This window comes from Streptomyces sp. NPDC093546 (genome assembly GCF_044765045.1).
GTDB lineage: Bacteria > Actinomycetota > Actinomycetes > Streptomycetales > Streptomycetaceae > Streptomyces.
On the sequence record NZ_JBIWJG010000002.1, the window covers coordinates 618690 to 641932 of the forward strand.

Annotated in this window: 24 protein-coding genes; 13 read left to right on the forward strand and 11 right to left on the reverse strand. The window is 73.4% G+C overall.

Going from position 1 to position 23243, the window contains the following annotated elements; all coding sequences use genetic code 11:
* The first annotated feature begins 75 nt into the window (after positions 1 to 75).
* Positions 76 to 681 (forward strand): GTP cyclohydrolase I FolE, encoded by a 606-nt coding sequence (gene folE, locus ACIRNI_RS06015; protein ID WP_355363077.1) that lies wholly within the window; start codon positions 76 to 78, stop codon positions 679 to 681.
* Between the two features lie 88 nt (positions 682 to 769).
* On the forward strand, positions 770 to 1780 hold the full coding sequence (locus ACIRNI_RS06020; RefSeq protein WP_403548697.1) for an aldo/keto reductase: 1011 nt from the start codon (positions 770 to 772) through the stop codon (positions 1778 to 1780).
* A 23-nt stretch (positions 1781 to 1803) separates the two neighbouring features.
* On the opposite strand, the gene ACIRNI_RS06025 is transcribed toward ACIRNI_RS06020, so the two are convergent.
* From ACIRNI_RS06025 to ACIRNI_RS06050, 6 genes are all read right to left on the reverse strand, one after another.
* Entirely contained in the window at positions 1804 to 2280 is a 477-nt protein-coding gene (locus tag ACIRNI_RS06025) for a DUF3180 domain-containing protein (protein ID WP_355363073.1), read from the reverse strand.
* Positions 2281 to 2330: 50 nt separating this feature from the next.
* A complete protein-coding gene (gene folK, locus ACIRNI_RS06030) occupies positions 2331 to 2930 on the reverse strand; it encodes a 2-amino-4-hydroxy-6-hydroxymethyldihydropteridine diphosphokinase (RefSeq protein WP_403548699.1) in 600 nt (199 codons plus the stop codon).
* A complete protein-coding gene (folB, locus tag ACIRNI_RS06035; RefSeq protein ID WP_355363069.1) occupies positions 2927 to 3286 on the reverse strand; it encodes a dihydroneopterin aldolase in 360 nt (119 codons plus the stop codon). Before folB ends, folK begins: the two co-directional genes overlap by 4 nt.
* A 134-nt stretch (positions 3287 to 3420) precedes the next feature.
* Positions 3421 to 3885 (reverse strand): nuclear transport factor 2 family protein, encoded by a 465-nt coding sequence (locus ACIRNI_RS06040; protein ID WP_355363067.1) that lies wholly within the window; start codon positions 3883 to 3885, stop codon positions 3421 to 3423.
* Entirely contained in the window at positions 3882 to 4742 is an 861-nt protein-coding gene (gene folP, locus ACIRNI_RS06045; RefSeq protein WP_403548702.1) for a dihydropteroate synthase, read from the reverse strand. Before folP ends, ACIRNI_RS06040 begins: the two co-directional genes overlap by 4 nt.
* A 44-nt stretch (positions 4743 to 4786) precedes the next feature.
* Positions 4787 to 6634, reverse strand: a complete 1848-nt coding sequence (locus ACIRNI_RS06050) for a phosphatidylglycerol lysyltransferase domain-containing protein (protein WP_403548704.1) — start codon at positions 6632 to 6634, stop codon at positions 4787 to 4789.
* 148 nt (positions 6635 to 6782) lie between these two features.
* Between ACIRNI_RS06050 and ACIRNI_RS06055 the strand changes: the two genes are divergently transcribed.
* Positions 6783 to 7898, forward strand: coding sequence for an alpha/beta hydrolase (locus ACIRNI_RS06055; RefSeq protein ID WP_403548706.1), 1116 nt, complete (start codon positions 6783 to 6785; stop codon positions 7896 to 7898).
* Here ACIRNI_RS06055 and ACIRNI_RS06060 read toward each other — a convergent pair.
* Complete coding sequence (locus tag ACIRNI_RS06060; protein WP_403548708.1) at positions 7891 to 9033, reverse strand: ABC transporter ATP-binding protein; 1143 nt, start codon at positions 9031 to 9033, stop codon at positions 7891 to 7893. The two genes, ACIRNI_RS06055 and ACIRNI_RS06060, sit on opposite strands and share 8 nt — an antisense overlap.
* 124 nt (positions 9034 to 9157) lie before the next feature.
* Between ACIRNI_RS06060 and ACIRNI_RS06065 the strand changes: the two genes are divergently transcribed.
* From ACIRNI_RS06065 to ACIRNI_RS06080, 4 genes are all read left to right on the forward strand, one after another.
* Entirely contained in the window at positions 9158 to 9865 is a 708-nt protein-coding gene (locus ACIRNI_RS06065) for an ABC transporter permease (protein ID WP_403548710.1), read from the forward strand.
* 3 nt (positions 9866 to 9868) lie between these two features.
* Positions 9869 to 10561, forward strand: a complete 693-nt coding sequence (locus ACIRNI_RS06070; protein ID WP_403548712.1) for an ABC transporter permease — start codon at positions 9869 to 9871, stop codon at positions 10559 to 10561.
* Positions 10561 to 11541, forward strand: a complete 981-nt coding sequence (locus tag ACIRNI_RS06075) for an ABC transporter substrate-binding protein (protein ID WP_403548714.1) — start codon at positions 10561 to 10563, stop codon at positions 11539 to 11541. Before ACIRNI_RS06070 ends, ACIRNI_RS06075 begins: the two co-directional genes overlap by 1 nt.
* A gap of 79 nt (positions 11542 to 11620) precedes the next feature.
* The gene (locus tag ACIRNI_RS06080) at positions 11621 to 12559 is read left to right on the forward strand and encodes a hypothetical protein (RefSeq protein WP_403548716.1); all 939 of its coding nucleotides are present in this window, start codon (positions 11621 to 11623) and stop codon (positions 12557 to 12559) included.
* Between the two features lie 27 nt (positions 12560 to 12586).
* Here the strand turns inward: ACIRNI_RS06080 and ACIRNI_RS06085 are convergent, their stop codons facing one another.
* Positions 12587 to 13729 (reverse strand): NADH-quinone oxidoreductase subunit D, encoded by a 1143-nt coding sequence (locus tag ACIRNI_RS06085; protein WP_355363049.1) that lies wholly within the window; start codon positions 13727 to 13729, stop codon positions 12587 to 12589.
* Positions 13726 to 14733: an SAM-dependent methyltransferase gene (locus ACIRNI_RS06090; RefSeq protein WP_403548718.1), complete on the reverse strand. Its 1008-nt coding sequence runs from the start codon at positions 14731 to 14733 to the stop codon at positions 13726 to 13728. The genes ACIRNI_RS06085 and ACIRNI_RS06090 overlap by 4 nt, the downstream gene beginning before the upstream one ends.
* Positions 14734 to 14841: 108 nt before the next feature.
* Here ACIRNI_RS06090 and ACIRNI_RS06095 point away from each other — a divergent pair, with 108 nt between their 5' ends.
* Positions 14842 to 16044 carry a sensor histidine kinase gene (locus ACIRNI_RS06095; RefSeq protein ID WP_403548720.1) on the forward strand — a complete coding sequence of 401 codons (1203 nt, stop codon included), beginning with the start codon at positions 14842 to 14844 and terminating at the stop codon, positions 16042 to 16044.
* Between the two features lie 17 nt (positions 16045 to 16061).
* Entirely contained in the window at positions 16062 to 16730 is a 669-nt protein-coding gene (locus ACIRNI_RS06100) for a response regulator (RefSeq protein WP_403548722.1), read from the forward strand.
* Between the two features lie 29 nt (positions 16731 to 16759).
* Here ACIRNI_RS06100 and ACIRNI_RS06105 read toward each other — a convergent pair whose 3' ends face one another.
* A complete protein-coding gene (locus ACIRNI_RS06105; RefSeq protein WP_403548838.1) occupies positions 16760 to 17848 on the reverse strand; it encodes a DUF5937 family protein in 1089 nt (362 codons plus the stop codon).
* 266 nt (positions 17849 to 18114) lie between these two features.
* Between ACIRNI_RS06105 and ACIRNI_RS06110 the strand changes: the two genes are divergently transcribed.
* The gene (locus ACIRNI_RS06110) at positions 18115 to 18303 is read left to right on the forward strand and encodes a hypothetical protein (RefSeq protein ID WP_403548723.1); all 189 of its coding nucleotides are present in this window, start codon (positions 18115 to 18117) and stop codon (positions 18301 to 18303) included.
* Here ACIRNI_RS06110 and ACIRNI_RS06115 read toward each other — a convergent pair.
* Entirely contained in the window at positions 18251 to 19438 is a 1188-nt protein-coding gene (locus ACIRNI_RS06115; RefSeq protein ID WP_403548725.1) for a threonine aldolase family protein, read from the reverse strand. The genes ACIRNI_RS06110 and ACIRNI_RS06115 overlap by 53 nt on opposite strands.
* 125 nt (positions 19439 to 19563) lie before the next feature.
* Here ACIRNI_RS06115 and ACIRNI_RS06120 point away from each other — a divergent pair, with 125 nt between their 5' ends.
* The 3 genes from ACIRNI_RS06120 to ACIRNI_RS06130 are packed head-to-tail and all read left to right on the forward strand — an operon-like array spanning position 19564 to position 23242.
* Complete coding sequence (locus ACIRNI_RS06120) at positions 19564 to 20529, forward strand: Rossmann-like and DUF2520 domain-containing protein (protein WP_403548727.1); 966 nt, start codon at positions 19564 to 19566, stop codon at positions 20527 to 20529.
* The gene (panC, locus tag ACIRNI_RS06125) at positions 20526 to 21545 is read left to right on the forward strand and encodes a pantoate--beta-alanine ligase (RefSeq protein WP_403548729.1); all 1020 of its coding nucleotides are present in this window, start codon (positions 20526 to 20528) and stop codon (positions 21543 to 21545) included. Before ACIRNI_RS06120 ends, panC begins: the two co-directional genes overlap by 4 nt.
* Entirely contained in the window at positions 21542 to 23242 is a 1701-nt protein-coding gene (locus tag ACIRNI_RS06130) for an L-aspartate oxidase (RefSeq protein WP_403548731.1), read from the forward strand. The genes panC and ACIRNI_RS06130 overlap by 4 nt, the downstream gene beginning before the upstream one ends.
* Position 23243: the final 1 nt, after the last annotated feature.

The window sequence follows — 23243 nt, forward strand, 5'->3', positions numbered from 1 at the left end:
CTCCCCAGGTTCTAGCCTGTGGGAGCGCGGCTTTTCACATACGCGCGTACTCAGGCAATACGGAACGAGGCACACATGACCGACCCGGTGACTCTGGACGGCGAGGGCACGATCGGCGTGTTCGACGAGAAGCGCGCCGAGAACGCCGTACGGGAACTCCTCATCGCGGTCGGCGAGGATCCGGACCGTGAGGGCCTGCGGGAGACCCCGGCCCGGGTGGCGCGGGCGTACAGGGAGATATTCGCGGGCCTGTGGCAGGAGCCCGAGGACGTCCTGACGACCACGTTCGACCTCGGACACGACGAGATGGTCCTGGTGAAGGACATCGAGGTCACGTCCTGCTGCGAGCACCACCTGGTGCCCTTCCGGGGCGTCGCCCACGTCGGGTACATCCCGTCCACCAGCGGCAAGATAACGGGCCTGTCGAAGCTGGCCCGGCTGGTGGACGTGTACGCCCGCCGGCCGCAGGTGCAGGAGCGCCTGACCACCCAGATCGCCGACTCGCTGATGAAGATCCTGGAGCCCCGGGGCGTGATCGTCGTCATCGAGTGCGAGCACATGTGCATGTCGATGCGCGGCATCCGCAAGCCCGGCGCGAAGACGATCACCTCCGCGGTGCGCGGTCAGCTGCGCGACGTGGCGACGCGCGCCGAGGCGATGAGCCTCATCATGGCGGAGTAGTCAACTCCCTTTGGTCCGGGCGCCTTTCGGCGTCTTTCATGCCGGACAGGTGGTGGACGCGGCCCGTCGTGCCGTGAAGACTCGCCGCATGACGATCACGAACGAGCAGTCGACGCCGTTGCCCACGCGCTCGCTCGGCGGGCTGGAGGTGTCCGCCCTCGGCTTCGGCGCGATGGTGCTGTCCCCGGGTGTGTACGGCGAGATCGACGACGAGCGCGGTGAGCGGGCGCTGCTCGCCGCCGTCGACGCGGGCGCCACGCTCATCGACACCTCCGACGGGTACGGCGCCGACGGCCACAACGAGCGGCTCATAGGCAAGGCGCTGCGCGGGCGGCGCGACGAGGTCGTCCTCGCGACCAAGTTCGGCTTCCGGCTGCCGGAGGGCATCGAGCCGCACCCCTTCCCGGTCGGCTTCGCCTTCGGCGAGTTGGCCGTCAACGCCGACCCCAAGCACGTACGGGGGTACGCCGAGGCGAGCCTGCGGGAGCTGGGCACCGACCGGATCGACCTGTACTACCCGCACTTCCCCGACCCGCAGGTGCCGCTGGAGGACACCGTCGGCGCGGTCGCGGACCTGATCCGGGCGGGGCTGGTCCGCCACCTGGGCCTGTCGAACGTCACCGCCGAGCAGCTGCGCGCCGCGCACGCCGTGCACCCGGTGGCCGCCGTCCAGACCGAGTGGTCCATGTGGCGCCCGGTCGACCCGGAGCTGCTCGCCACCGCCCACGAGCTCGGGGTGGGCCTGGTGGCCTGGTCCCCGCTCGGCGCGGGCTTCCTGACCGGCACGGTCGGCGAGGTGAAGGACGGCGACTTCCGGCAGCAGATGCCGCGCTTCAGCGCCGCGAACCACCAGGCCAACAACGATCGCTTCGCCCCCGTCCGGGGCATCGCCGCCGAGCTGGACCTCACCCCGGCGCAGCTCGCCCTGGCGTGGCTGCTGGCCCAGGACCCGCACGTGGTGCCGATCCCGGGCAGCCGCACCCCGGCCCACATCGAGGAGAACCTCGCCGCGGCGCGCGTCGCGCTCTCCTCCGACGTGCTGGGCCGGCTGTCGGCGATCCTCGCCGAGACGGAGGTCGCGGGCGGCACGCTGCTGTAGCCCCGCGGCCCCCCGGTGGGCGGTCAGCCCACGGACGGGACCTCGTCGTCGTCCTCCGGGAGCCGGCAGACCCGCTCCAGGAACACCGCCGCCGCGATCACCGCGATGCCCGCCGCGACCGAGAAGCCGGCGTAGATCGCCTGGTCGCGGCGGGCCGGGATGTCGAGGGAGCCGAGCAGGAAGACGCCCACGCCGCCGTACATCCCGCTGACCAGGGCGGTGACCAGGGCGCTGGCCTGGCCGAACACCACCGCGCGGGCCGCCATCAGCGGCTCGACGCCCTTCGCCCCCGGCCGGCGCTCGCGCTGGGCGCGCAGGCGGGAGCGGAGCGAGAGGGCCGTCGCCAGCAGGACGACGGCGATCGCGGCGAGGACGATCGGCGCGGCGAGCGGGACGCTCGGCAGGGTGCCGAACGACTCCCACAGCCGGGCGCCGCCCCAGGAGAGGATGCCGGCGACGGCGAAGAGACCGGCCAGTACCTTGAGCCGCAGTTGCTTCACCGGGTGTCCTTACGTGGTCGGCGCCGTACGGTCTTCGTTTCGATCAACGACTACTCCGGCAGCCGCAGTTCCAGGTCCGCCCGGGGGAGGACACCCTCCCGGCCGACGGCCGCCAGCAGCTCGGCGACCGCGCCGGCGCCGGGCAGCTGGGCCTCCGGGTCCACGTCGTGCCACGGAGCCAGCACGAAGGCGCGCTCGTGGGCGCGCGGGTGCGGCAGGGTCAGGACCGGGTCGTCGGAGACGACGTCCGCGTACGCCACGATGTCGACGTCGAGCGTGCGGGCGCCCCAGCGCTCCTCGCGGACCCGGTTGAAGGCCTCCTCCACGGCGTGCGCCCGCTCCAGCAGGGACGCCGGGGGCAGCGTGGTCTTCAGCACGACGACCGCGTTGAAGTACGACGGCTGGGAGCCGGGGTCGACGCCCCACGGCTCCGTCTCGTACACGGGCGAGACCGCCTTGATCCGGACGCCAGGGGTGTCCTCCAGCGCGTCGATGGCGCCCTGGAGGGTCTCCAGGCGGTTGCCGAGGTTGGAGCCCAGGGCGATCACGGCCCGTTTGGGGTTGGAGAGCGTGATGTCCGCGGCGTCGACCTGCTCCACCACGGAGGCGGGCACCGGCTGTACCGTCGGGTCGCTCTGCGTGCTCTTCATGCGCGCCTCCGCGTGATGGTGATGGTGACGTCGTCGAAGGGGACGGTGATCGGGGCGTCCGGCTTGTGGACGGTCACCTCGACCTCCTGGACCCCGCCGTGCTTCAGGCACTGCTGGGCGATGCGCTCGGCGAGGGTCTCGATCAGGTCCACCGGCTCCCCCTGCACGACGTCCACGACCTCCTCCGCCACGATGCCGTAGTGCACGGTCTTCGCCAGGTCGTCGTCGGCGGCCGCGGGGCGGGTGTCGAGGCCCAGCACCAGGTCCACGATGAAGGTCTGGCCCTCCTCGCGCTCCCGGGGGAAGACGCCATGGTGTCCACGGGCCTTGAGGCCGCGCAGCGCGACACGATCCACGCGAATCACTCCTGCTGTCGTTGGTCGGGCGGGCACACGGCCGGGTGCGGTCGACGCGCGTTGCCACCACTCGAATCTACCTGCGACCACCGACAGCGCCCGCCCACGGGCCTCGCTTACGCCCGCCTACCCACTCAGGAGCCGTTCTCGTCGTCCTCCTCGTCACCGGATTCGGCCAGAACGGGGGAGCCGTGGTGCGCCCAGATCCGCCAGCCGTCGGGGGTGCGGCGGAAGACGTTCGTCGCGACGACCAGCTGGCCGACGAGCGGCCCCAGCTCGGCGCCGTCCTCGGCGGGTCCGCCGCTGAGGATGTTCTCGGTGCAGGTCACCAGGGCCGTGTCGCCGGCCACGGACACCTTCACATCGGTCAGGAAGAACTGGATGTACTCGGTGTTCGCCATGATCAGCGCGTACGAGCGGAGCACCTCGCCGCGGCCGGAAAGGACCGGCCAGCCCGGGTGCACGCAGGAGATCTCGCCGTACGCGTCGTCCAGCCAGAGGTCGGAGATCGTCTCGAAGTCGCCGCGCTCCATCGCCTCGTAGAAGGCGGTGTTGGCCAGTTCGACCGCTTCCGTGTCGTTGGTGCGCGCGTCGCTCACAGGGCTCCCTCGACGGCGCGGGCGACCCGCACCGCGTCCGCCGTCGCCCGTACGTCGTGGACGCGTACGGCCCAGGCGCCTTCGTGCGCCGCGATCGCCGAGACGGCGGCGGTGGCCGCGTCCCGCTCGCGCGCCGGGGGCGGCGGCGCGCCGTCGGCGGCCAGGATGTGGCCGAGGAACCGCTTGCGCGAGGCGGCCACCAGCAGCGGGTGGCCCAGTGCGCGCAGGTCCGCCAGGTGGGCGACGAGGGCGAGGTCGTGCGGCGCCTGCTTGGCGAAGCCCAGGCCCGGGTCGACGATGATCCGCTCGGGGTCGACGCCGCCCTCGATGACGGCGGCCAGGCGCGCGCGGAGCTCGGCGAGGACCTCGGCGACCACGTCGTCGTAGACGGCGAGGCTGTTCATGTTGTCGCTGAAGCCGCGCCAGTGCATGACGACGAACGCCACCTCGGCGGCGGCCACGGACGGCACCATCTCGGGGTCGGCGAGGCCGCCGCTGACGTCGTTGACGAGTACGGCGCCCGCCTCGACCGCTCGGCGGGCCACCGAGGCGCGCATGGTGTCGACGGAGACCGTCACCCCTTCGGCCGCCAGGCCGCGTACGACGGGGACGACCCGCCGCAGCTCCTCGTCCTCGTCGACGCGCGTGGCGCCGGGGCGCGTGGACTCGCCGCCCACGTCCACCAGGTCGGCGCCCGTGGCGACCAGCTCCAGGCCGTGTTTGATGGCGGCCGTGGTGTCGAACCAGCGGCCGCCGTCGGAGAAGGAGTCGGGCGTCACATTGACGACCCCCATGACCGCACAGCGGTCCCACTCCGGCAGGCCCCGGGCCGTGCCACGCGCGCGCAACGTACTCATGCGTCCAGCCTAGGGGGTACGGCTCAGGCGGCCATGGCCACGGCTCAGGCGGCGCGGACCTCGTGTTCCGGGGCCGCCGCCGTCCGGGGCAGGTGCGCGCAGGGGCGGGCCGCGGCGGCGCCGGCGCGGCGGCGGAAGGGGCGGGGCGGGGCAAGGTTCACGAAGCCCTCGGCCTGCATGGCGGCGAAGCCGATGCGGGGGAGGTCCCGGGTGTTGCGGTAGACCACGAAACGGGGCTCCCAGCGGGGCCGGAACTTCGCGTTGAACTTGTACAGCGACTCGATCTGGAACCAGCGGGAGAGGAAGACCAGCAGCCCCCGCCACACCCGCAGCACCGGGCCGGCGCCGAGCTTCTCGCCGCGCGCGAGGGCGGAGCGGAACATGGCGAAGTTCAGCGAGACCCGCTCCACGCCCAGCGTGGGCGCGGCCTGGAGGGCGGCGACGATCAGCAGTTCGTTCATGCCCGGGTCGGCGGACCGGTCGCGGCGCATCAGCTCCAGCGACATGCCGTCCGTCCCCCACGGTACGAAGTGGATGATCGCCTTCAGGTCGCCGTACGGAGAGGCGGCGGAGTCGTCGTCCTCCTTGTGGGCGGTCGCGATGACCGCCTCGCCGTCCGCGGGGTCGCCGATCCGGCCCAGGGCCATGGAGAAGCCGCGCTCGGTGTCGGTGCCGCGCCAGTCGGCCGCGGCGCGCCGTATCCGGTCCAGTTCCCCCTCCGTCAGGTCACGGGCGCGCCGGACCCGCGTCGTGTACCCGTTGCGCTCGATGCGCTTGACCATCTGGCGCACGTTGCGCATGGCGCGCCCGGTGAGGGAGAAATCCGCGACGTCCACCACCGCCTCGTCCCCGAGCTCCAGCGCGTCCAGGCCGGTCTCGCGGGTCCAGACCTCGCCGCCCGTCTCGGAGCAGCCCATCACGGCCGGGGTCCAGGAGTGGGCCTTGGCCTCGTCCATGAAGCGCTCGATGGCGCCGGGCCAGGCCTCGACGTCCCCGATCGGGTCGCCGCTGGCCAGCATCACGCCGGAGACGACCCGGTAGCAGACGGCGGCCTTGCCGCTGGGCGAGAAGACGACGCCCTTGTCGCGGCGGAGCGCGAAGTGGCCGAGCGAGTCGCGCCCGCCGTGCAGCTCCAGCAGTGCGCGCAGCCGGGCCTCGTCGTCCTCGGTGAGCCGGGCGACCGGGTGTTCGGGGCGGAAGGCCAGGTAGATGGTGGTGATGGCGGTGAGCAGGCCGAGCGCGCCGAGCGAGTAGCCGACGGTCCAGTCGACGCCGCCGCGGTAGCCGACCGGGCCCTCCACGCCGAGCAGGCCGTACAGGACGTGCTCCAGACGGTCGCTCAGGCTCGGGCTGCCGACGACCTTCCCGGGGTGGGCGCTGACGATGACCAGGCCCAGCGCGATGGAACCGGCGCCCATGAGGACGAAGTTGGCCAGCGCCTTCCAGCGGCTGCGCGGGTCGGGCAGGGCCGCGAACTCGCCGCGGTGACGCAGGAGCAGCACCAGCAGCACGAGCGAGAACAGGACGCCGATGACGGAGTGCCGGTAGACGAACTGGGCCACCGCGCCGACCGGCAGCAGGATCACCGCGGCGCGCCAGGCGCGGCGCTTGTGCCGCTTGAGGCCGTGCGCGAGCAGCAGGAGCAGCACGCCGGCGCTGAGGGACAGCGCCGCCGACAACGGGCCCAGGGTGCCGGGGAGCACCTCCGCGATGGCGTGCACGCGGCTGGCCCGGAAGCGGGGGAAGACCCCGGCGGCGATGTCGATCAGACCGATGGCCGTGCAGGCCGTGCCCACCAGGGAGGGAACCTTCTCGGCACGTGGTCCGCGCAGGACACGGCGCATCCGATTCGGAACCGATCCCGACTTATCCCCATCTTTCGTGACAGACATCGTTTCCCGTAGCTCCGCGAGAGATTCCAGTGTTCCTTTCGGCCGCAGAATCGGTCGGCCGGAGACGTGCGCTCTCTAGGACGGCGGCCAGGGGAGGCGGGTTCATTCATCCCCGGGAAATTCTCGACGAAGAGGATCAGAACGACTCATGGGTCTGACCAGCAACAAGGTTCTGGCGCTGGCCGCGGTGGTCGCCGTGGGGCTGTTCGCCGCCACGGTGTGGCTGTGGCCGCGCCTGTCGCGCCGGGGCCTGCGCCCGGTGCTCGGCAGGGTCGGCCTGCTGCTCGCGACCCAGCTGGGGCTCTTCGCGTCGGTCGGCCTGGCCGCCAACAACTACTTCCTCTTCTACGGGTCCTGGGCCGACCTCTTCGGCCAGGAGCAGCAGATGGGCGTGGTCGTCGACCACTCGAAGGGCGGAAAGTCGGTCAAGCTCGTCGCCGAGCTGAAGCCGGAGGGCGTGCCGGGCGGCGGGCGCCCGGCGGCCGCCGGGCAGGTCCAGAAGGTCCTCATCGCCGGGAAGAAGTCCGGGATCACCAGCCCCGCGTACGTGTACCTGCCGCCGGAGTACTTCCAGCCGGCGTACGCGGGGAAGACCTTCCCCGCCGCGGTCGTCCTGACCGGCTACCCGGGCACCGCGGAGAACCTCCTCAAGGGCCTGAAGTACCCGCGTACGGCGTACGAGCAGGTGAAGAGCGGGAAGATGCGGCCGATGGTCCTGGTGATGCTGCGCCCGACCGTGGCGCCGCCCCGGGACACCGAGTGCGTCGACATCCCCGGCGGCCCGCAGACCGAGACCTTCTTCGCCGAGGACCTCCCCACGGCGGTGTCGGGGGCGTACCGCGTGGGCACGCAGCCGCGGAACTGGGGCTTCATCGGCAACTCGACCGGCGGCTACTGCGCGCTGAAGATCGCCCTCCACCACCCCGAGCGGTACGCGGCCGGCGCCGGCCTCTCCGCGTACTACAAGGCCGCCGAGGACGTCACGACCGGCGACCTCTTCAAGGGGGACCGGCGGCTGCGCGACCGCGCCAACCTGCTGTGGAGCCTGGACCACCTGCCGCAGGGCCGCTCGTCCTTCCTGGTGACCACGTCGAAGCAGGGCGAGGGGAACCTCAAGGGCACGCGCGCGTTCATCGCCAAGGTGAAGGCGCCCGCACGCGTGTCGTCGATCACCCTCGACAGCGGCGGGCACAACTTCACCACCTGGAACCGGGAGATCCCGCCCGCCCTGGTGTGGCTGAGCGGCCGGCTGAGCGCTAACTGACCGTCTCGACGTCGACGTCCGTACGGGGGACGTCCCGCGCGTCCGCGGCGGTCGAGCGGCGCAGCGCCTCGTGCAGCCGCGCCGGGGTCAGCACCCCGAGGAAGCGGCCCCGCTCCTCGCGGTCGATGACCGCGATCCAGCCCGCGTCGTGCTGGAGCATCGTGGCGAACGCCTGCTTGAGCGAGGCGCCGACGGGCAGCCACGCCTCCATGCGGCGCGCGTGGTCGCGTACCCACCCCTTGCCGCGCGCGGCCTGCTCGGCGGAGATCCAGCCGTGCAGGTTGTCCTCGCGGTCCAGGACGACGGCCCAGCGGGAGTCGAGCGCGCGCGGGAGCGGGTCGTCGAGGTGGACCACCGGCGGCTGTTCGAGGTCGCCCGGCTCGATCGGGGTGACGGACAGCCGCTTGAGGCCCCGGTCCGCGCCGACGAAGTCGGCGACGTACGGGGTGGCGGGGGCGCCGAGCACGGTGGCCGGGCTGTCCAGCTGCTCGATCCGGCCGTGCCCGTACACGGCGATGCGGTCGCCGAGCCGGACCGCCTCCTCGATGTCGTGCGTGACGAACAGGACCGTCTTGCGCATCTCCGACTGGAGCTTGAGGAACTCGCTCTGGAGCCGCTCCCGCACCACCGGGTCGACCGCCCCGAACGGCTCGTCCATCAGCAGCACCGGCGGGTCGGCGGCCAGGGCGCGGGCCACGCCGACGCGCTGGCGCTGGCCGCCGGAGAGCTGGTCGGGGTAGCGGTCGCCGTACGTGGCCGGGTCGAGGCCGACGAGGTCGAGCAGCTCGGCGGCGCGGGCGCGGGCCCGGTCGCGCCGGGTGCCGAGGAGGTGGGGCACGGTCGCGGTGTTCTCCAGCACCGTCTTGTGCGGGAAGAGGCCGACCTGCTGGATGACGTAGCCGATCCGGCGGCGCAGCCGGACGGGGTCGACGGCCGAGATGTCCTGTCCGTCGACGAGGATGCGGCCCTCGGTCGGCTCGATGAGCCGGTTGACCATCTTCATCGTGGTGGTCTTGCCGCAACCGGACGGACCGACGAGCGTGACGAGTTCGCCCTCGGCCACCTCGAACGACAGGTCGTCGACGGCGGTCGTGCCGTCCGGGTACCGCTTCGTCACATGCTCGAATCGGATCATGGTTCCCCCATTGTGGCCGGTGCGGTGTGAAGGCCATGTTGCCGTGGTGTGGCGGCGCGGGGTGATTGTCAGTGGCGGGGGTTAGGGTCGGTGGCGGGTCGAACTGGCGAACGGGGGTGAGCGGGTGAGCGCGGCGACGAGCTGTCTGGTGGCCAACGACTGGATCTGCGCGGAGTACGTCCGCTCCCGCGCCCAGGAGCTGACCGACGCGACGGTCCAGCACGTCTGGATCACCGTCGTGTCGGTGCTGATCGGCCTGGCGGTGGCGTTTCCGCTGGCGCTGCTGGTGCGCGCCCGGCCGCGGTGGGCGGGGCCGGTGCTCGGGCTGACGACCGTGCTCTACACGATTCCGTCGCTGGCGATGTTCTCGCTGCTGCTGCCGCTCTTCGGGCTCTCGGCGGCCCTGGTCGTGACGGGCCTGGTGCTCTACTCGCTGACGATTCTCGTACGGAACATCCTGGCGGGCCTCGCGGCCGTACCCGAGGAGACCCGTGAGGCGGCGCGCGGCATGGGGTACGGGCGCGGGCGCCTGCTGTGGGAGGTCGAACTGCCGCTCGCGCTCCCCGCCGTGATGGCGGGCGTGCGGATGGCGACGGTGTCCACGATCGCGCTGACGACGGTCGGCGCCCTCGTCGACTACGGCGGGCTCGGCACGCTCATCACGGGCGGCCTGAAGAGCTACTTCAAGGCGCAGGTGCTCACGGCGTCGGTGCTGTGCGTGCTGCTGGCGGTCGCGGCGGACCTGCTGCTGCTCGGCGCGCAGCGGCTGCTGACTCCGTGGACGCGTACGACACGTACGCGTACCCGCGCGGGTGCGGGAAGGGCGGGCTGAGGCATGGGCGCGGTGGCGGACTCCTGGACGTGGCTGACGACCGGGGCCAACTGGCAGGGCGAGAGCGGGGTGTGGCACCGGCTCGGCGAGCACCTGTACGTCAGCGGGGTGTCCCTGCTGATCTCGTGCCTCATCGCCCTGCCCCTGGCCCTCTGGCTCGGGCACGTCGGCAAGGGCGGGGCCCTCGCCGTCAACCTCTCCAACGTGGGGCGGGCGGTGCCCACGCTGGCGGTGCTGGTGCTGCTGACGCTCACTCCGCTGGGGCGCCACGGCTACCTGCCGGTGATCCTCGCCCTGGTGCTCTTCGCGGTGCCGCCGCTGCTCACCAACGCGTACCTCGGGATGCGCGAGGTCGACCGGGCGGTGGTCGAGGCGGCGCGCGGCATGGGGATGTCCGGGGGGCAGCTCTTCCGGAAGGTGGAACTGCCGCTCGCCTTCCCGATGGTGATGACCGGTGTGCGGTCGGCGACCGTGCAGGTGATCGCCACCGCGACGCTCGCGGCGATGGCCGGCCAGGGCGGCCTCGGCCGGATCATCACCGCGGGTTTCAACACGTACGACACCGCGCAAGTGGTCGCGGGGGCGCTGATCGTCGGGGCGCTCGCCCTGGCGGTCGAGGGCCTGCTGGTGCTCGCCGGACGGGTGTGGAACCCGGTGCGGCGGAGCGACGTATCCCTATCCGGACGGAGAACGTGATGAGTAGGACCTCGCGCCTGGCGGGTGCGGTACTGGCCGTGGCGGCGCTGACCGGCGGGCTGGCCGCGTGCGGGGGCGACAGCCTGGAGAAGAAGGGCGGCGCGGACGCGGCCTCGGCCCGCGGCGGTGGCGACAAGGGCACGCTCGTCGTCGGCTCGGCCGGTTTCACCGAGTCCAGTGTGCTGGCGGAGCTCTACGCGCAGGTGCTGAAGGACGCCGGATACACCACCTCCATCAAGACCGTGGAGAACCGGGAGCTGTACGAACCCTCCCTGGAGAAGGGCGAGATCGACGTCGTACCGGAATATGCGGCTACGCTTGCGGAATTCCTCAACGCCAAGGTGAACGGACCGAAGGCGTCGGAGGAGAAGCCGGTCGCCTCCAGCGATGTCACCGCCACCGTCGCGGCGCTGGAGAAGCTCGCCTCTCCGCGCGGACTGAAGGTGCTCCCGGCCGGCGGCGCGGTGGATCAGAACGCCTTCGCCGTGTCCAAGGAATTCGCCGAGAAGAACAAGCTCAGGACCCTTTCCGACCTCGGCGCCTCGAAGCTGAAGGTGAAGATCGCGGCGGGCGACGAGTGCGAGATCCGGCCGTTCTGCGCACCGGGTCTGAAGAAGACGTACGGCATCGACGTGACGGGCATCGACCCCAAGGGCGTCGGTACGCCGCAGGCCAAGCAGGCGGTCAAGGACGGCACCGACCAGCTGGTGCTGACGACCACGACGGACGCCACCCTGGAGCAGTTCGGGCTGGTGCTGCTGGAAGACGACAAGAAGCTGCAGAACGCCGACAATGTGCTGCCGGTCGTCAATGCGAAGGACGCCGGTTCGCCGGAGATAGCCGCCGCGCTCGACAAGATCACGAAGGTGCTGACGACCGAGGATCTCGTGGAGTTGAACCGGAAGGTGGATGCCGAGCGGGCAAAGCCGGCGGACGCGGCCCGGGCTTACCTGGAGGAGAAGGGGCTCATCGGGAAGTAGCCAACCGGAAGGCGATCAGTGGCAAAACATTGCCGGGCCAGTACCCCAAACGGAGTCTACGCACGGTAAATTTCAGGCCATGCCACGTGGACGCCACCGCCATTCCCCACCCCTGCACCGGCTGCTGCCGCCGTCGGCGGTCGCCGGAGCGTCGGTTCTCTGTGCCGGAGGCGCCTGGCTCTTCGCCGATCCGCTGGTCCTGCGCCTGCTGGTGGCGGCCGCCGCCGTGGGCGCCGTCACCGGCGCGGTCCTGATGCGCAGTTGGGACCGGGCGGCCGGCCGCCGCGTCGCCGAGCTGACCCGGGCCCGCGCGGGCGACCAGTGGCGCACCGAGGAGCGGATAGCGGAGCTGGAGGCGGACCTGGAGGAGTCGCGCGAGCTGCGCGCCCGGCTGGAGGCGAAGCTGCGGGCCAAGCGCGTCGAGCTGGCGGGGCTGCGCAACGAGCACGCCGGGCTGCTGCGCCGGTACGCCACCGCCGAGACCGAGCGGGCCAGCGCGTTGGAGGGCCGCCGGCAGCTCGCCCTGGAGGCCGCGGCCCCGGCCGCCCGGGCCGCCCGGGAGCTGCCCGCCGCGGTCTCGACGCCGACACCGGCCGCGTACCTCCAGGCCGCCAGGGCCCTGGAGAACCTCACGCGGAACGCCGCCGCTCAGGAGGCCGCCGGGTCCCCCGAGGCCGCAGAGGCCCCCGAGGCCGCCGAGGAGCACGAAGCCCCCGGGGCCGCGTCCTCGATGCGCCCGGTCCCGGCGGCGGCCGCGATCGCGCCGCAGGCGGCGCAGTGGCGTCCGGCGCCGCGCCTCCAGGGCGGCTTCGACTTCTTCGGCACGCAGGCGAAGAAGAAGGCCCCGGCGGCCATCGAAGCGGTCCAGCACGAGGACCTGGCGGACGTCGTCGGCGAGGAGGCCCTCGCCGTACGGCGCCGGGAGGAGCGCGCGGTCGGCAAGGTCATCGACCTGACGGCGCACGACGAGACCGAGCAGCTCGACGTGGTGGAGCTGCGGCGCGACGCCGTGTCGTGACCGCCGGGCCGCCGGCCCCCTGAGCTGCTACTTGTCGATGTCGCCGACGACGAAGAAGAACGACCCCAGGATCGCCACCATGTCGGCGACGAGCGTGCCGGGCAGCAGCTCCACCAGCGCCTGGATGTTGTTGTACGACGCCGAGCGCAGCTTCAGCCGGTACGGGGTCTTGTCGCCCTTGGACACCAGGTAGTAGCCGTTGAGCCCGAGAGGGTTCTCGGTCCAGGCGTACGTGTGGCCCTCCGGCGCCTTCAGGACCTTCGGCAGCCGCTGGTTGATCGGCCCCGGCGGCAGGTCCGCGAGCCGGTCGAGGCACGCGTCGGCGAGGTCCAGCGAGTTGTGCGTCTGCTCCAGCAGGCACTCGAAGCGGGCCAGGCAGTCGCCCTCCTCGCGGGTGACGACCTTCAGGGTGTCCTGGAGCTCGCCGTACGCGAGGTACGGCTCGTCGCGCCGCAGGTCGAAGTCGACGCCGGACGCGCGGGCGAGCGGGCCGCTGACGCCGTACGCGTGGACGATCTCGGGCGCCATGACGCCGACGCCGCGCGTGCGGCCGCGGAAGATCTCGTTGCCGAGGACCAGGCGGTCGTACACGTCCATGCGGGAGCGGATCGCCGCCACCGCCTGCCGGGCCCGGCCGAGCCAGCCGGCGGGCAGGTCCTCCTTGAGGCCGCCGACCCGGTTGAACATGTAGTGGATGCGGCCTCCGGAGACCTCCTCCATCACGTGCTGGAGGTCCTCGCGCTCACGGAAGGCGTGGAAGATCGGGGTGATACCGCCCAGTTCGAGGGGGTACGAGCCGAGGAACATCAGGTGGTTGAGCACCCGGTTCAGCTCCGCGAGGAGGGTGCGCGTCCACACGGCGCGCTCCGGGACCTCCATGCCGAGCATCCGCTCGACGGCCATGACGACCCCGAGCTCGTTGGAGAAGGCCGAGAGCCAGTCGTGGCGGTTGGCCAGCATGATGATCTGACGGTAGTCACGCGCCTCGAAGAGCTTCTCCGCGCCGCGGTGCATATAGCCGACGACCGGCTCGGCATGCCGGATCAGCTCGCCGTCCAGCACGAGCCGCAGGCGCAGCACGCCGTGCGTGGAGGGGTGCTGGGGCCCGATGTTCAGCACCATGTCGGTGCTTTCCGCGGCACCGCCGATGCCGACCGTGGTCTCCGTCATGCCGGACAGTATCCCTCGCCGGGCACGCGCTGGAGCAGCCAGGTGAAGTCCCCGAGCCCGCCCCGCGCCGTGAGCTCGGCGGCCTCCCCGGCGGCGGCGAGCGCCCGTACGTATCCGGCGGGGTCGCTCCGCGCCAGGTCGAGGGCGGGCCGCTCCCCGCCGACCCCGAGCCGCCGCAGCGCCTCACGCTGCGAGACCAGCTCGGCAAAGGCCCCGTCCGCCGTTCCGCCCGCCGCCGCGCACGCGTCCAGCGCCACGTGCGACGTGATGTCGCACGAGCCGTCCGGCACCGGCTCCACCTCGCGCCCCGCCCGGAAGCCGGTCAGCGTGCCGAAGGGCGGCCGGGCCCCGCGCACGTGGGCGTAGTCGACCGCCACCGCCAGGCCCGCCGCGAGGCGGCCCGCCGCGCGCGCCCAGGCCTCGTCGCGCGGGCGGCCGATCTCGGCGCGCTCGCCCGGCTCCCGCAGCGGCCACCAGCGGGCCAGCCACTCCGCGTCGGCCCCGGCGACCGGCGGGCCCAGCCGCTCCGTGCCGTCCGGCGCCACCTCCACGTACCGGGGGGTGCCCGACTCGTCCGCTTCGGCCACGTCCACCGGGACGTTGTCGAGCCACTCGTTGGCGAACAGCAGCCCCCGCACCCCGGAGGGAACCGACGCCCCCCACGAGATCCGCGGGTCCAGCCCTTCCGGCCGGGCCGCGCGCTCGACGGCGTACGCCCGTACCCGCAGACCGGCCGGCACCGCCGCCAGCACACCCGTCAGCAGCTCGCCGCGCCCCGCACCCACGTCCACCAGTGCGACCTCGTCCGTGCCGAGCTCGTCCGCGACCTGCGCCAGCAGCCGGGCGACCGCCCCGGCGAACAGCGGCGAGGCGTGCACCGACGTACGGAAGTGCCCCGCGGGCCCCTCGGGGCGCAGGTAGAAGCCGTCAGGCCCGTACAGAGCGGCCTCCGTGGCCGCCCGCCAGCCGCGCCACGGACCGGACTGACACGTCTCATCATTCACGGGCACCAGTCTCCACCGGCCTCTCCACCCTGCGGAGTAGGGCCCCGCCCCATGGATGGGACCTCCGGTTGACCCCTGCACCTATTCCGTTTCCCTACGCTGGGTTACGTGCAGCGCCTCTATGACTTCATCCGCAGACACCCCACGGGCGTCGACAGCTTCTGGGCTGTGATGCTCCTGGGGTTCTCGATGCTGTGGGTGGCCCAGGTCCCCGTCGGCGCCGAGCCCGTCCTGGTGGCCGCCGGGATCGTCCTGCTGCTCTGCCTCAGCGTCGCGCTGCGCCGCCGGGCGCCCGAGAAGATGCTGCTGCTCGTCGCCGGCATCGGCGTGGCCCAGCTCGCCCTGGACATCGCGACGAACCCGGCCGACTTCGCGATGCTCGTCGTCATCTACACCGTCGCCGCGCAGAGCGACGGGCCGCGCTGGGCGTCCCGCCTCGCGCTCGTCGGCGGGGTGAGCGCGGCCCCGCTGGCGCAGCTGCGCTGGCCCGTCGAGAACGTCTCGACCGCCGGGCAGGTGTTCTTCACCGTCGTGCTGAGCGTGCCGTTCGTGCTGGCGTGGGTGCTCGGCGACTCGATGCGCACCCGCCGCGCGTACTTCGAGCAGCTGGAGGAGCGCGCCACCCGTCTGGAGAAGGAGCGCGAGGCCCAGGCGAAGGTCGCCGTCGCGGCCGAGCGGGCCCGGATCGCCCGGGAGCTGCACGACGTCGTCGCCCACAACGTCTCGGTCATGGTCGTCCAGGCGGACGGCGCCGCGTACGTCCTCGACAGCTCGCCGGAGCTGGCCAAGCAGGCCCTCGACGCGATCTCCACCACCGGCCGCCAGGCGCTCGCGGAGATGCGCCGCCTGCTCGGCATCCTGCGCACCGGCGAGCCGCAGGACTCCGAGGACTACGTGCCGCAGCCGGACGTCCAGCAGATCGGGGACCTGGTGGAACAGGTCCGCAACGCCGGCCTGACCGTCGACTTCCGCATCGAGGGCACCCCGCGCCCGCTGCCGAGCGGCGTCGAGCTCACGGCGTACCGCATCGTCCAGGAGGCCCTCACCAACACCCGCAAGCACGGCGGCCCGGACGTCGGGGCGAGCGTGCGGCTGGTCTACTTCGACGACGGACTCGGCCTGCTGGTCGAGGACGACGGCCGGGGCGCGGCGCACGAGCTGTACGAGGACGGCGGCGCCGACGGCCGCGGCCACGGCCTGATCGGCATGCGCGAGCGCGTCGGGATGGTCGGCGGCACCCTGGACGCCGGGCCGCGGCCCGGCGGAGGATTCCGGATCAGCGCCCTGCTCCCCCTCAAGCCCGCCCACTGACCTTCGTGAGGAACCGCATGTCCATCCGCGTGATGCTCGTCGACGACCAGGTGCTGCTGCGCACCGGCTTCCGCATGGTGCTCGCCGCCCAGCCGGACATGGAGGTCGTCGCGGAGGCGGGCGACGGGGCCGAGGCGATCGACGTCCTGCGGTCCACGGCCGTGGACGTCGTCCTCATGGACGTACGGATGCCCCGCCTGGACGGGGTGGAGGCCACCCGCCGCATCTGCGCCGAGCCGGGCGCGCCGCGCGTGCTGATCCTGACCACCTTCGACCTGGACGAGTACGCCTTCTCCGGGCTGAAGGCGGGCGCGAGCGGCTTCATGCTCAAGGACGTGCCACCCGGCGAGCTGCTCAGCGCCATCCGGGCCGTGCACAGTGGGGACGCGGTGGTCGCGCCGTCGACGACACGGCGGCTGCTGGACCGTTTCTCCCCGATGCTGCCGTCCGCCGCCAAGGACCCGCGGGACAAGACCCTGGAGCGGCTCACGGAACGCGAGCGCGAGGTGATGCTGCTCGTCGCGCAGGGCCTGTCGAACGGCGAGATCGCGGGGCGGCTGGTGCTCTCGGAGGCCACCGTCAAGACCCATGTCGGCCGCATCCTCACCAAGCTCGGCCTGCGCGACCGGGTGCAGGTGGTGGTCCTCGCGTACGAGACGGGCCTGGTACGGGCCGGGGGCCGCTGAGCTCCGGCCGCCCGGCGCGCCCCGCCGCGTCAGCGCAGCACCGTCTCCAGGAAGTCGCTGCCGATGCGGGCGACGGCGGCCACGTCCAGCTGGTGCAGGACGTAGCGGCCGCGGCGGCGCACGGTGACGAGCTGGGCCTTCTTCAGCACGGCGAGGTGGCGCGAGACCTCCGGCGGGGTGAGGCCGTACAGATCGGCCAGTTCGCTGTTGGTGTACGCGGCACGGGCCAGCGCGCGGCACATGCGCATGCGCAGGGGGTGGGCCAGTGCCTCCATGCGGAGGTGGAGCAGCTCGACGGAGGCCGGGCCGGGCAGGTCCGGCGCGCCGACGGGGTAGTGGACGACGGGGCGCCAGCCGGGGGCGTGCAGCACCCACAGGTGGGGCCAGCCGAAGCTGGACGGTACGAAGGTCACTCCGGTGCCGGCGGCGGTGGTCCGGCCGTCGGTGAGCTTGTCGACCACGACGCGCCGCCCGCCCCCGGTCTCGTCGAGGCTCACGGCGGGCGACACGGCGTGCAGCACCTCCGGCAGGCCCTTGCGGCGCAGCAGCTCCGTCTTGTGGCGGGCGTCGGCGGCGAGGCCCGGCTGGACACGGCGCCAGGTGTCGGCGAAGAAGGCCTGGTCGCAGTCCTCGAAGAGGCGGCGCAGCCAGGCGCGTACGCCCGCGGGGTCGGCGAGCAGGCGGCGGGTGAACTCCAGCTGCCGGGGGCCGCGGCTGGCGGCGAGCTCGAGGGCGCGGTCGGGGCGGACGGGGCCGCCGGCCGCGTAGTGCGCGGAGCAGGTGAACTCCAGGGCGGCGGTCAGGAAGCGGTCCTCGTCCAGCGCGTCGAGGAGGTCGAGCTCCTCGGCGAGCGTGGCGCCGGTGCGGCCGTCGCCGCCCCGCACCCCGGCGAACGGCATGTGGACGTCCGAGAACGTCGTCGTCCACAGGAAGTTCGCCTCGTGCAGCCGGTCCGCGAGGTCCGGCTTGAGCGCGGCGGCGGTGGCGGTCGCCCAGCCGTGCAGCCCGGGGTGGTGCCCGGGCTCGGACAGGGCGTGCAGCGCCACGCCCAGCTCGGCGAGGGGCGAGATGTCGAAGACGATGCGCTCGGGCGGCAGGCCCGTGATGTCGATGCTCACGCTCACGACCCCATGGTGAGGGCTGCCGCGCCCCACCTCGCGCCAGTTGACGCCCCTCGTCAATCGATACGCGCCGGCGGGGCGAGGCGCGGAACCTAGGGGGTGGCTTGCCGATCTTGCCGGGCTCGCGGCGCCTGGCACCGCGCCTCGCCGCGTTGTCGTCGGTCGCCAATGCTCCGCAGTGGCTCCCTCCTCCGCCTTGCGATGCACGGCACCAGGCGCCGCTCCCTGATCCGGCCTGATCGACAAGACACCCCCTGGACCCCATGAACTCCCTGCACCAGCACCTCCTGGACACCTACCGCTCGGCCCAGCACGGCACCCCGGCCCCGCCGCTCCCCGGCGCCCACGACTGGCGCGCCCTGCGCGCGGCCCGCGACCACCGCCGCTTCCTCAAGGTGCTCAGGGGCGTGCCGGTACGCCTGTCGCGTGGTGCCCGGACACCCGGGCCATGAAGTCCCGCGCCGCGTCCACCACGTCCTGGCGCGACCACTCCAGCCCCGGTCCCGCGACCGTGACCTCGGTGAACGCGACGCCCGGCGGGCCGGCCGGGTCCGGGGCGGCCCAGGCGCGGAAGAGGGTGACGCCCGTGTCCTCGGCCTGGCGGACGGCCGCCTCCGTGAGGGCCTCGGGCTCGTACGGCAGCCACACCTGGAACTGGTGCGTGTGCGGGGTCTCCGGGTGCACCCGGAACCACGGCGCCGTGCCCGTGAGGCCCTCCCGCAGCGCCTCGGCCACCACGCGCGCGTGCGCCACGTACGACGGCAGCCGCGGCAGCTCCCGCTCCAGGCCCAGCAGCGCCGACAGCGCCGCCGGGAACTGCTGGAACAGCTGGCCCCCGTACCGGTGGCGCCAGGCCCGCGCCTCCTCGACCAGCGGCTCCGGGCCGGCCAGCACGGCGCCGGACAGCCCGCCGAGCGACTTGTAGAAGGAGACGTACACGCTGTCGGCGAGGCCGGCTATCTCGGAGAGCTCCCGCCCGAACCAGGGGGCGCACTCCCACAGCCGCGCGCCGTCGAGGTGCACCACCGCGTCCCGCTCCCGGGCCGCCTCCACCACCGCCACCAGCTCCTCCCAGGAGGGCAGGACGAAGCCGGCGTCGCGCAGCGGCAGCTCCAGCATCAGCGTGCCGAAGGGCTCGTCGAGGTCCCGCACCTCCTCGGCGGTGGGTATCCGGGGCGCGCGCGTCGGGTGGACGGTCCGCAGCCCGGTGAGCACCGACAGGGCGCGGCGCTCGTGGACCTCGGGGTGCGCCTGCGGGTGCAGGGCGACGACCGGGTTGCCGGTGCGCTCCGCCCAGCACCGCAGCGCCGCCTGCTGCGCCATGGTGCCGGTGGGGAAGAACGCCGCGGCCGGGAAGCCCAGCAGCGCCGCCACCCGCCGTTCCAGGGTCTCGACGACCCCGCTCCCGTACACGTCCGCCGACTCGGACAGGTCGTGGACGGAACCCGCGTCGTGCGCGAGCGCGGTCAGCCGCTCCCCGAGGGTCGTCTCGGAGGCGTACCGCCACAGGACCTTCTCGGAGGCCCGCCACGCGGCGATCCGCCGCGCCTTCTCGTCACCGTGATCGCTGACACCTTGATCAGTCATGGTCCGATCATCACACTGCCGGTCACGGCCTGTGGACAGTCGGCCAGCGGAACGAAACGCTGGCGTAGCATGACCAGAAATCGTCCGGTACCCCCCGCGGACTGGAACGGAAGGCCGTCGCCCGCGTGAACGCTTCGCAACCCCGCCCCGCCCGGCTCACCGTCGGCGTCGTAGGCGCCGGCCGGGTGGGCCCCGCCCTCGCCGCGTCCCTGCGGCTCGCCGGACACCGCCCGGTGGCCGTCTCGGGCGTCTCCGACGCGTCCGTGCGGCGCGCCGCCGAGCTGCTGCCCGACGTGCCGCTCGTCCCGCCCGCGCAAGTCCTGGAGCGGGCCGACCTGGTGCTGCTGACCGTCCCCGACGACGTCCTGCCCGGCCTGGTCCAGGGGCTGGCCGAGACCGGAGCCGTCCGCCCCGGGCAGCTCCTGGTGCACACCTCCGGGCGGTACGGCACCGCCGTGCTCGACCCGGCCCGCCGCGCCGGAGCGCTGCCGCTCGCCCTGCACCCCGTCATGACCTTCACCGGCACGGCCGTCGACGTCCAGCGGCTGGCCGGCTGCTCCTTCGGCGTCACCGCCCCCGAGGAGCTGCGGCTCGCCGCCGAGGCGCTCGTCATCGAGATGGGCGGCGAGCCCGAGTGGATCGACGAGGCGGCCCGGCCCCTCTACCACGCGGCCCTCGCCCTCGGCGCGAACTACCTCGTCACGCTCGTGGCCCAGTCCATGGAGCTGCTCCGCACGGCGGGGGTCGGCGCACCCGACCGCATGCTCGGCCCGCTCCTCGGCGCCGCCCTGGACAACGCCCTGCGCTCCGGGGACGCCGCCCTGACCGGTCCGGTCGCCCGCGGCGACGCCGGCACGGTCGCGGCGCACATCGCCGAACTGCGCAAGCACGCCCCGGCGGCCGTCGCCGGATACCTCGCCATGGCCCGTACGACCGCGGACCGGGCACTCGCCAACGGCCTGCTCAAGCCCGAGCTCGCCGAGGACCTGCTGGGCGTCCTCGCGGACGGTGCCGCGGGCGGTTCCGCGGGCCAGGGCGGCCAGGAGGGCCCGGAAGGCGCCGAGGGCGCGGAAGGAGACAGCGGCCGATGAGCCCCGACTTCGAACTGATCCCGACCCGCGACGAGCTCGGGTACGTCCTCGAACACTTCGCGCCCCGGGGCCGCACCGCCGTCGTCATGACCATGGGCGCCCTCCACGAGGGCCACGCCACCCTCGTCCGGACGGCACGCGAGCGCGTCGGCAAGGAGGGGTACGTCCTGGTCACCGTCTTCGTGAACCCGCTCCAGTTCGGCGCGGGCGAGGACCTCGACCGCTACCCCCGCACCCTGGACGCCGACCTCAAGACCGCCGAGCGCGCGGGCGCCAACGCCGTGTTCGCCCCGTCCGTCGAGGAGATGTACCCGGACGGGCGGCCCGAGGTCCGGATCACCGCGGGCGCCATGGGCGAGCGGCTGGAGGGCGCCTCCCGCCCCGGCCACTTCGACGGCATGCTCACCGTCGTCGCCAAGCTGCTCCACCTCACCCGCCCCGACGTGGCGTTCTTCGGCCAGAAGGACGCCCAGCAGCTCGCCCTGATCCGCCGCATGGTCCGCGACCTGAACTTCCCGGTGGAGATCGTCGGCGTGGAAACCGTCCGCGAGCCCGACGGCCTGGCCCTCTCCAGCCGCAACCGCTACCTGTCGCCCCCCGAGCGCCGTACCGCCCTCGCGCTGTCCGCCGCGCTCTTCGCCGCCCGCGACCGGCTGGCGGCGCAGACCGCGCTGCGCGCCCGCGCCGCGACCCTGCCCGCCTCCGAGAGCCGCGCCGAGGCCCTGTCCAAGCTGGGCGAGTCGCGCGCCGCGGCCGACGCCCACGCGGTGGCGGCGCTGGCGGCGGCGGGCCCGGGCGGCGCGGACGCGGTTCGGGCGGCGGCCCGCGCGGTACTCGACGAGGCGGCCAAGCGCACCCCGCCCCTCGTCCTCGACTACCTCGCCCTGGTCGACCCGGCCGACTTCACCGACGTACCCGACGATCACACCGGCGAGGCGATCCTGGCCGTGGCCGCCGAGGTCGGCACGACCCGGCTCATCGACAACCTTCCCCTCACCTTCGGAGCCCCCGCATGACCGGCATACGCCTCCAGGCCCCCGCCCCCGGCTGGGCCATCGACGCCGACGTCGTCGTGGTCGGCTCCGGCGTCGCGGGCCTGACCGCCGCCCTGCGCTGCACGGCCGCCGGGCTGCGTACGGTCGTCGTCACCAAGGCCCGCCTCGACGCCGGCTCCACCCGCTGGGCCCAGGGCGGCATCGCCGCGGCCCTCGGCGAGGGCGACACCCCCGAGCAGCACCTCGACGACACGCTCGTCGCGGGCGCGGGCCTGTGCGACGAGGAGGCGGTCCGCACCCTGGTCACCGAGGGCCCCGACGCCGTACGCCGCCTGATCGCCACCGGTGCGCGCTTCGACACCGACGAGGCCGGCACCATCGAGCTCACCCGCGAGGGCGGCCACCACCGCCGCCGCATCGCGCACGCGGGCGGCGACGCGACGGGCGCCGAGATCTCCCGCGCCCTGGTCGACGCGGTCCGCGACCGCGCCGTCCGCACCATCGAGAACGCGCTCGTCCTGGACCTCCTCACCGACGCCGAAGGCCGTACGGCGGGGGTCACGCTCCACGTCATGGGCGAGGGCCAGCACGACGGCGTCGGAGCCGTCCACGCCCCGGCCGTCGTCCTCGCCACCGGCGGCATGGGCCAGGTCTTCTCCGCCACCACCAACCCGGCCGTCTCCACCGGCGACGGTGTCGCCCTCGCGCTGCGCGCCGGGGCGGAGGTCAGCGACCTGGAGTTCGTGCAGTTCCACCCGACCGTCCTCTTCCTCGGCCCCGACGCGGAGGGCCAGCAGCCCCTCGTCTCCGAGGCGGTACGCGGCGAGGGCGCGCACCTGGTCGACGCCGACGGCGTCCGCTTCATGGTCGGGCAGCACGAGCTGGCCGAGCTCGCGCCCCGCGACATCGTCGCCAAGGGCATCATGCGCCGCATGCGTGAGCAGGGCGTCCACCACATGTACCTCGACGCCCGCCACTTCGGCGCCGAGATGTGGGCCTCCCGCTTCCCGACGATCCTCGCCGCCTGCCGCGCCCACGGCATCGACCCGGTCACCCAGCCGATCCCGGTCGCCCCGGCGGCGCACTACGCCTCCGGCGGCGTCCGCACCGACCTGTACGGCCGCACCACCGTGCCGGGCCTGTACGCGTGCGGCGAGGTCGCCTGCACCGGCGTCCACGGCGCCAACCGCCTCGCGTCGAACTCCCTCCTGGAGGGCCTGGTCTTCGCCGAGCGCATCGCCGACGCCGTCGCGAAGGACCGCGCCGCGAGCCCCGCGGGCGAGCCGCGCACGCCGGTCCCGCACCCCGCCCCCACCCTCCTGCCGCTGCTCGACCCCACCTGCCGCGCCACCCTCCAGCACGTCATGACGGCGTACGCGGGGGTGCTGCGCGACGCCGCCGGCCTCGCCGAGGCGGCCGAGCGGCTGGACGCCATCCACGGCGAGGCGGCGCGCGGCGGCCGCAAGGCCGCCGAGCCCGGCGTCGAGTCCTGGGAGACCACGAACCTCCTGTGCGTCGCCCGCGTCCTCGTCGCCGCCGCCCGCCGCCGCGAGGAGACCCGCGGCTGCCACTGGCGCGAGGACCACCCCGACCGCGACGACACGGCGTTCCGCCACCACCTCGTCGTACGGCTCGGGCCCGACCGGACCCTGGACGTCCGCCCCACCGACACCCAAGACTTCCCTCCGACCGTCGCCGAAGCCCCCCAGGAGCCGTAAC

Coding starts and splice junctions, on each gene's coding strand:
- folE (WP_355363077.1), top strand. CDS start 76: ATGACCGACCCGGTGACTCTGGACGGCGAGGGCACGATCGGCGTGTTC.
- ACIRNI_RS06020 (WP_403548697.1), top strand. CDS start 770: ATGACGATCACGAACGAGCAGTCGACGCCGTTGCCCACGCGCTCGCTC.
- folK (WP_403548699.1), bottom strand. CDS start 2,930: ATGAAGAGCACGCAGAGCGACCCGACGGTACAGCCGGTGCCCGCCTCC.
- folP (WP_403548702.1), bottom strand. CDS start 4,742: ATGAGTACGTTGCGCGCGCGTGGCACGGCCCGGGGCCTGCCGGAGTGG.
- ACIRNI_RS06050 (WP_403548704.1), bottom strand. CDS start 6,634: ATGTCTGTCACGAAAGATGGGGATAAGTCGGGATCGGTTCCGAATCGG.
- ACIRNI_RS06055 (WP_403548706.1), top strand. CDS start 6,783: ATGGGTCTGACCAGCAACAAGGTTCTGGCGCTGGCCGCGGTGGTCGCC.
- ACIRNI_RS06060 (WP_403548708.1), bottom strand. CDS start 9,033: ATGATCCGATTCGAGCATGTGACGAAGCGGTACCCGGACGGCACGACC.
- ACIRNI_RS06070 (WP_403548712.1), top strand. CDS start 9,869: ATGGGCGCGGTGGCGGACTCCTGGACGTGGCTGACGACCGGGGCCAAC.
- ACIRNI_RS06075 (WP_403548714.1), top strand. CDS start 10,561: ATGAGTAGGACCTCGCGCCTGGCGGGTGCGGTACTGGCCGTGGCGGCG.
- ACIRNI_RS06080 (WP_403548716.1), top strand. CDS start 11,621: ATGCCACGTGGACGCCACCGCCATTCCCCACCCCTGCACCGGCTGCTG.
- ACIRNI_RS06085 (WP_355363049.1), bottom strand. CDS start 13,729: ATGACGGAGACCACGGTCGGCATCGGCGGTGCCGCGGAAAGCACCGAC.
- ACIRNI_RS06100 (WP_403548722.1), top strand. CDS start 16,062: ATGTCCATCCGCGTGATGCTCGTCGACGACCAGGTGCTGCTGCGCACC.
- ACIRNI_RS06110 (WP_403548723.1), top strand. CDS start 18,115: ATGAACTCCCTGCACCAGCACCTCCTGGACACCTACCGCTCGGCCCAG.
- ACIRNI_RS06115 (WP_403548725.1), bottom strand. CDS start 19,438: ATGACTGATCAAGGTGTCAGCGATCACGGTGACGAGAAGGCGCGGCGG.
- panC (WP_403548729.1), top strand. CDS start 20,526: ATGAGCCCCGACTTCGAACTGATCCCGACCCGCGACGAGCTCGGGTAC.
- ACIRNI_RS06130 (WP_403548731.1), top strand. CDS start 21,542: ATGACCGGCATACGCCTCCAGGCCCCCGCCCCCGGCTGGGCCATCGAC.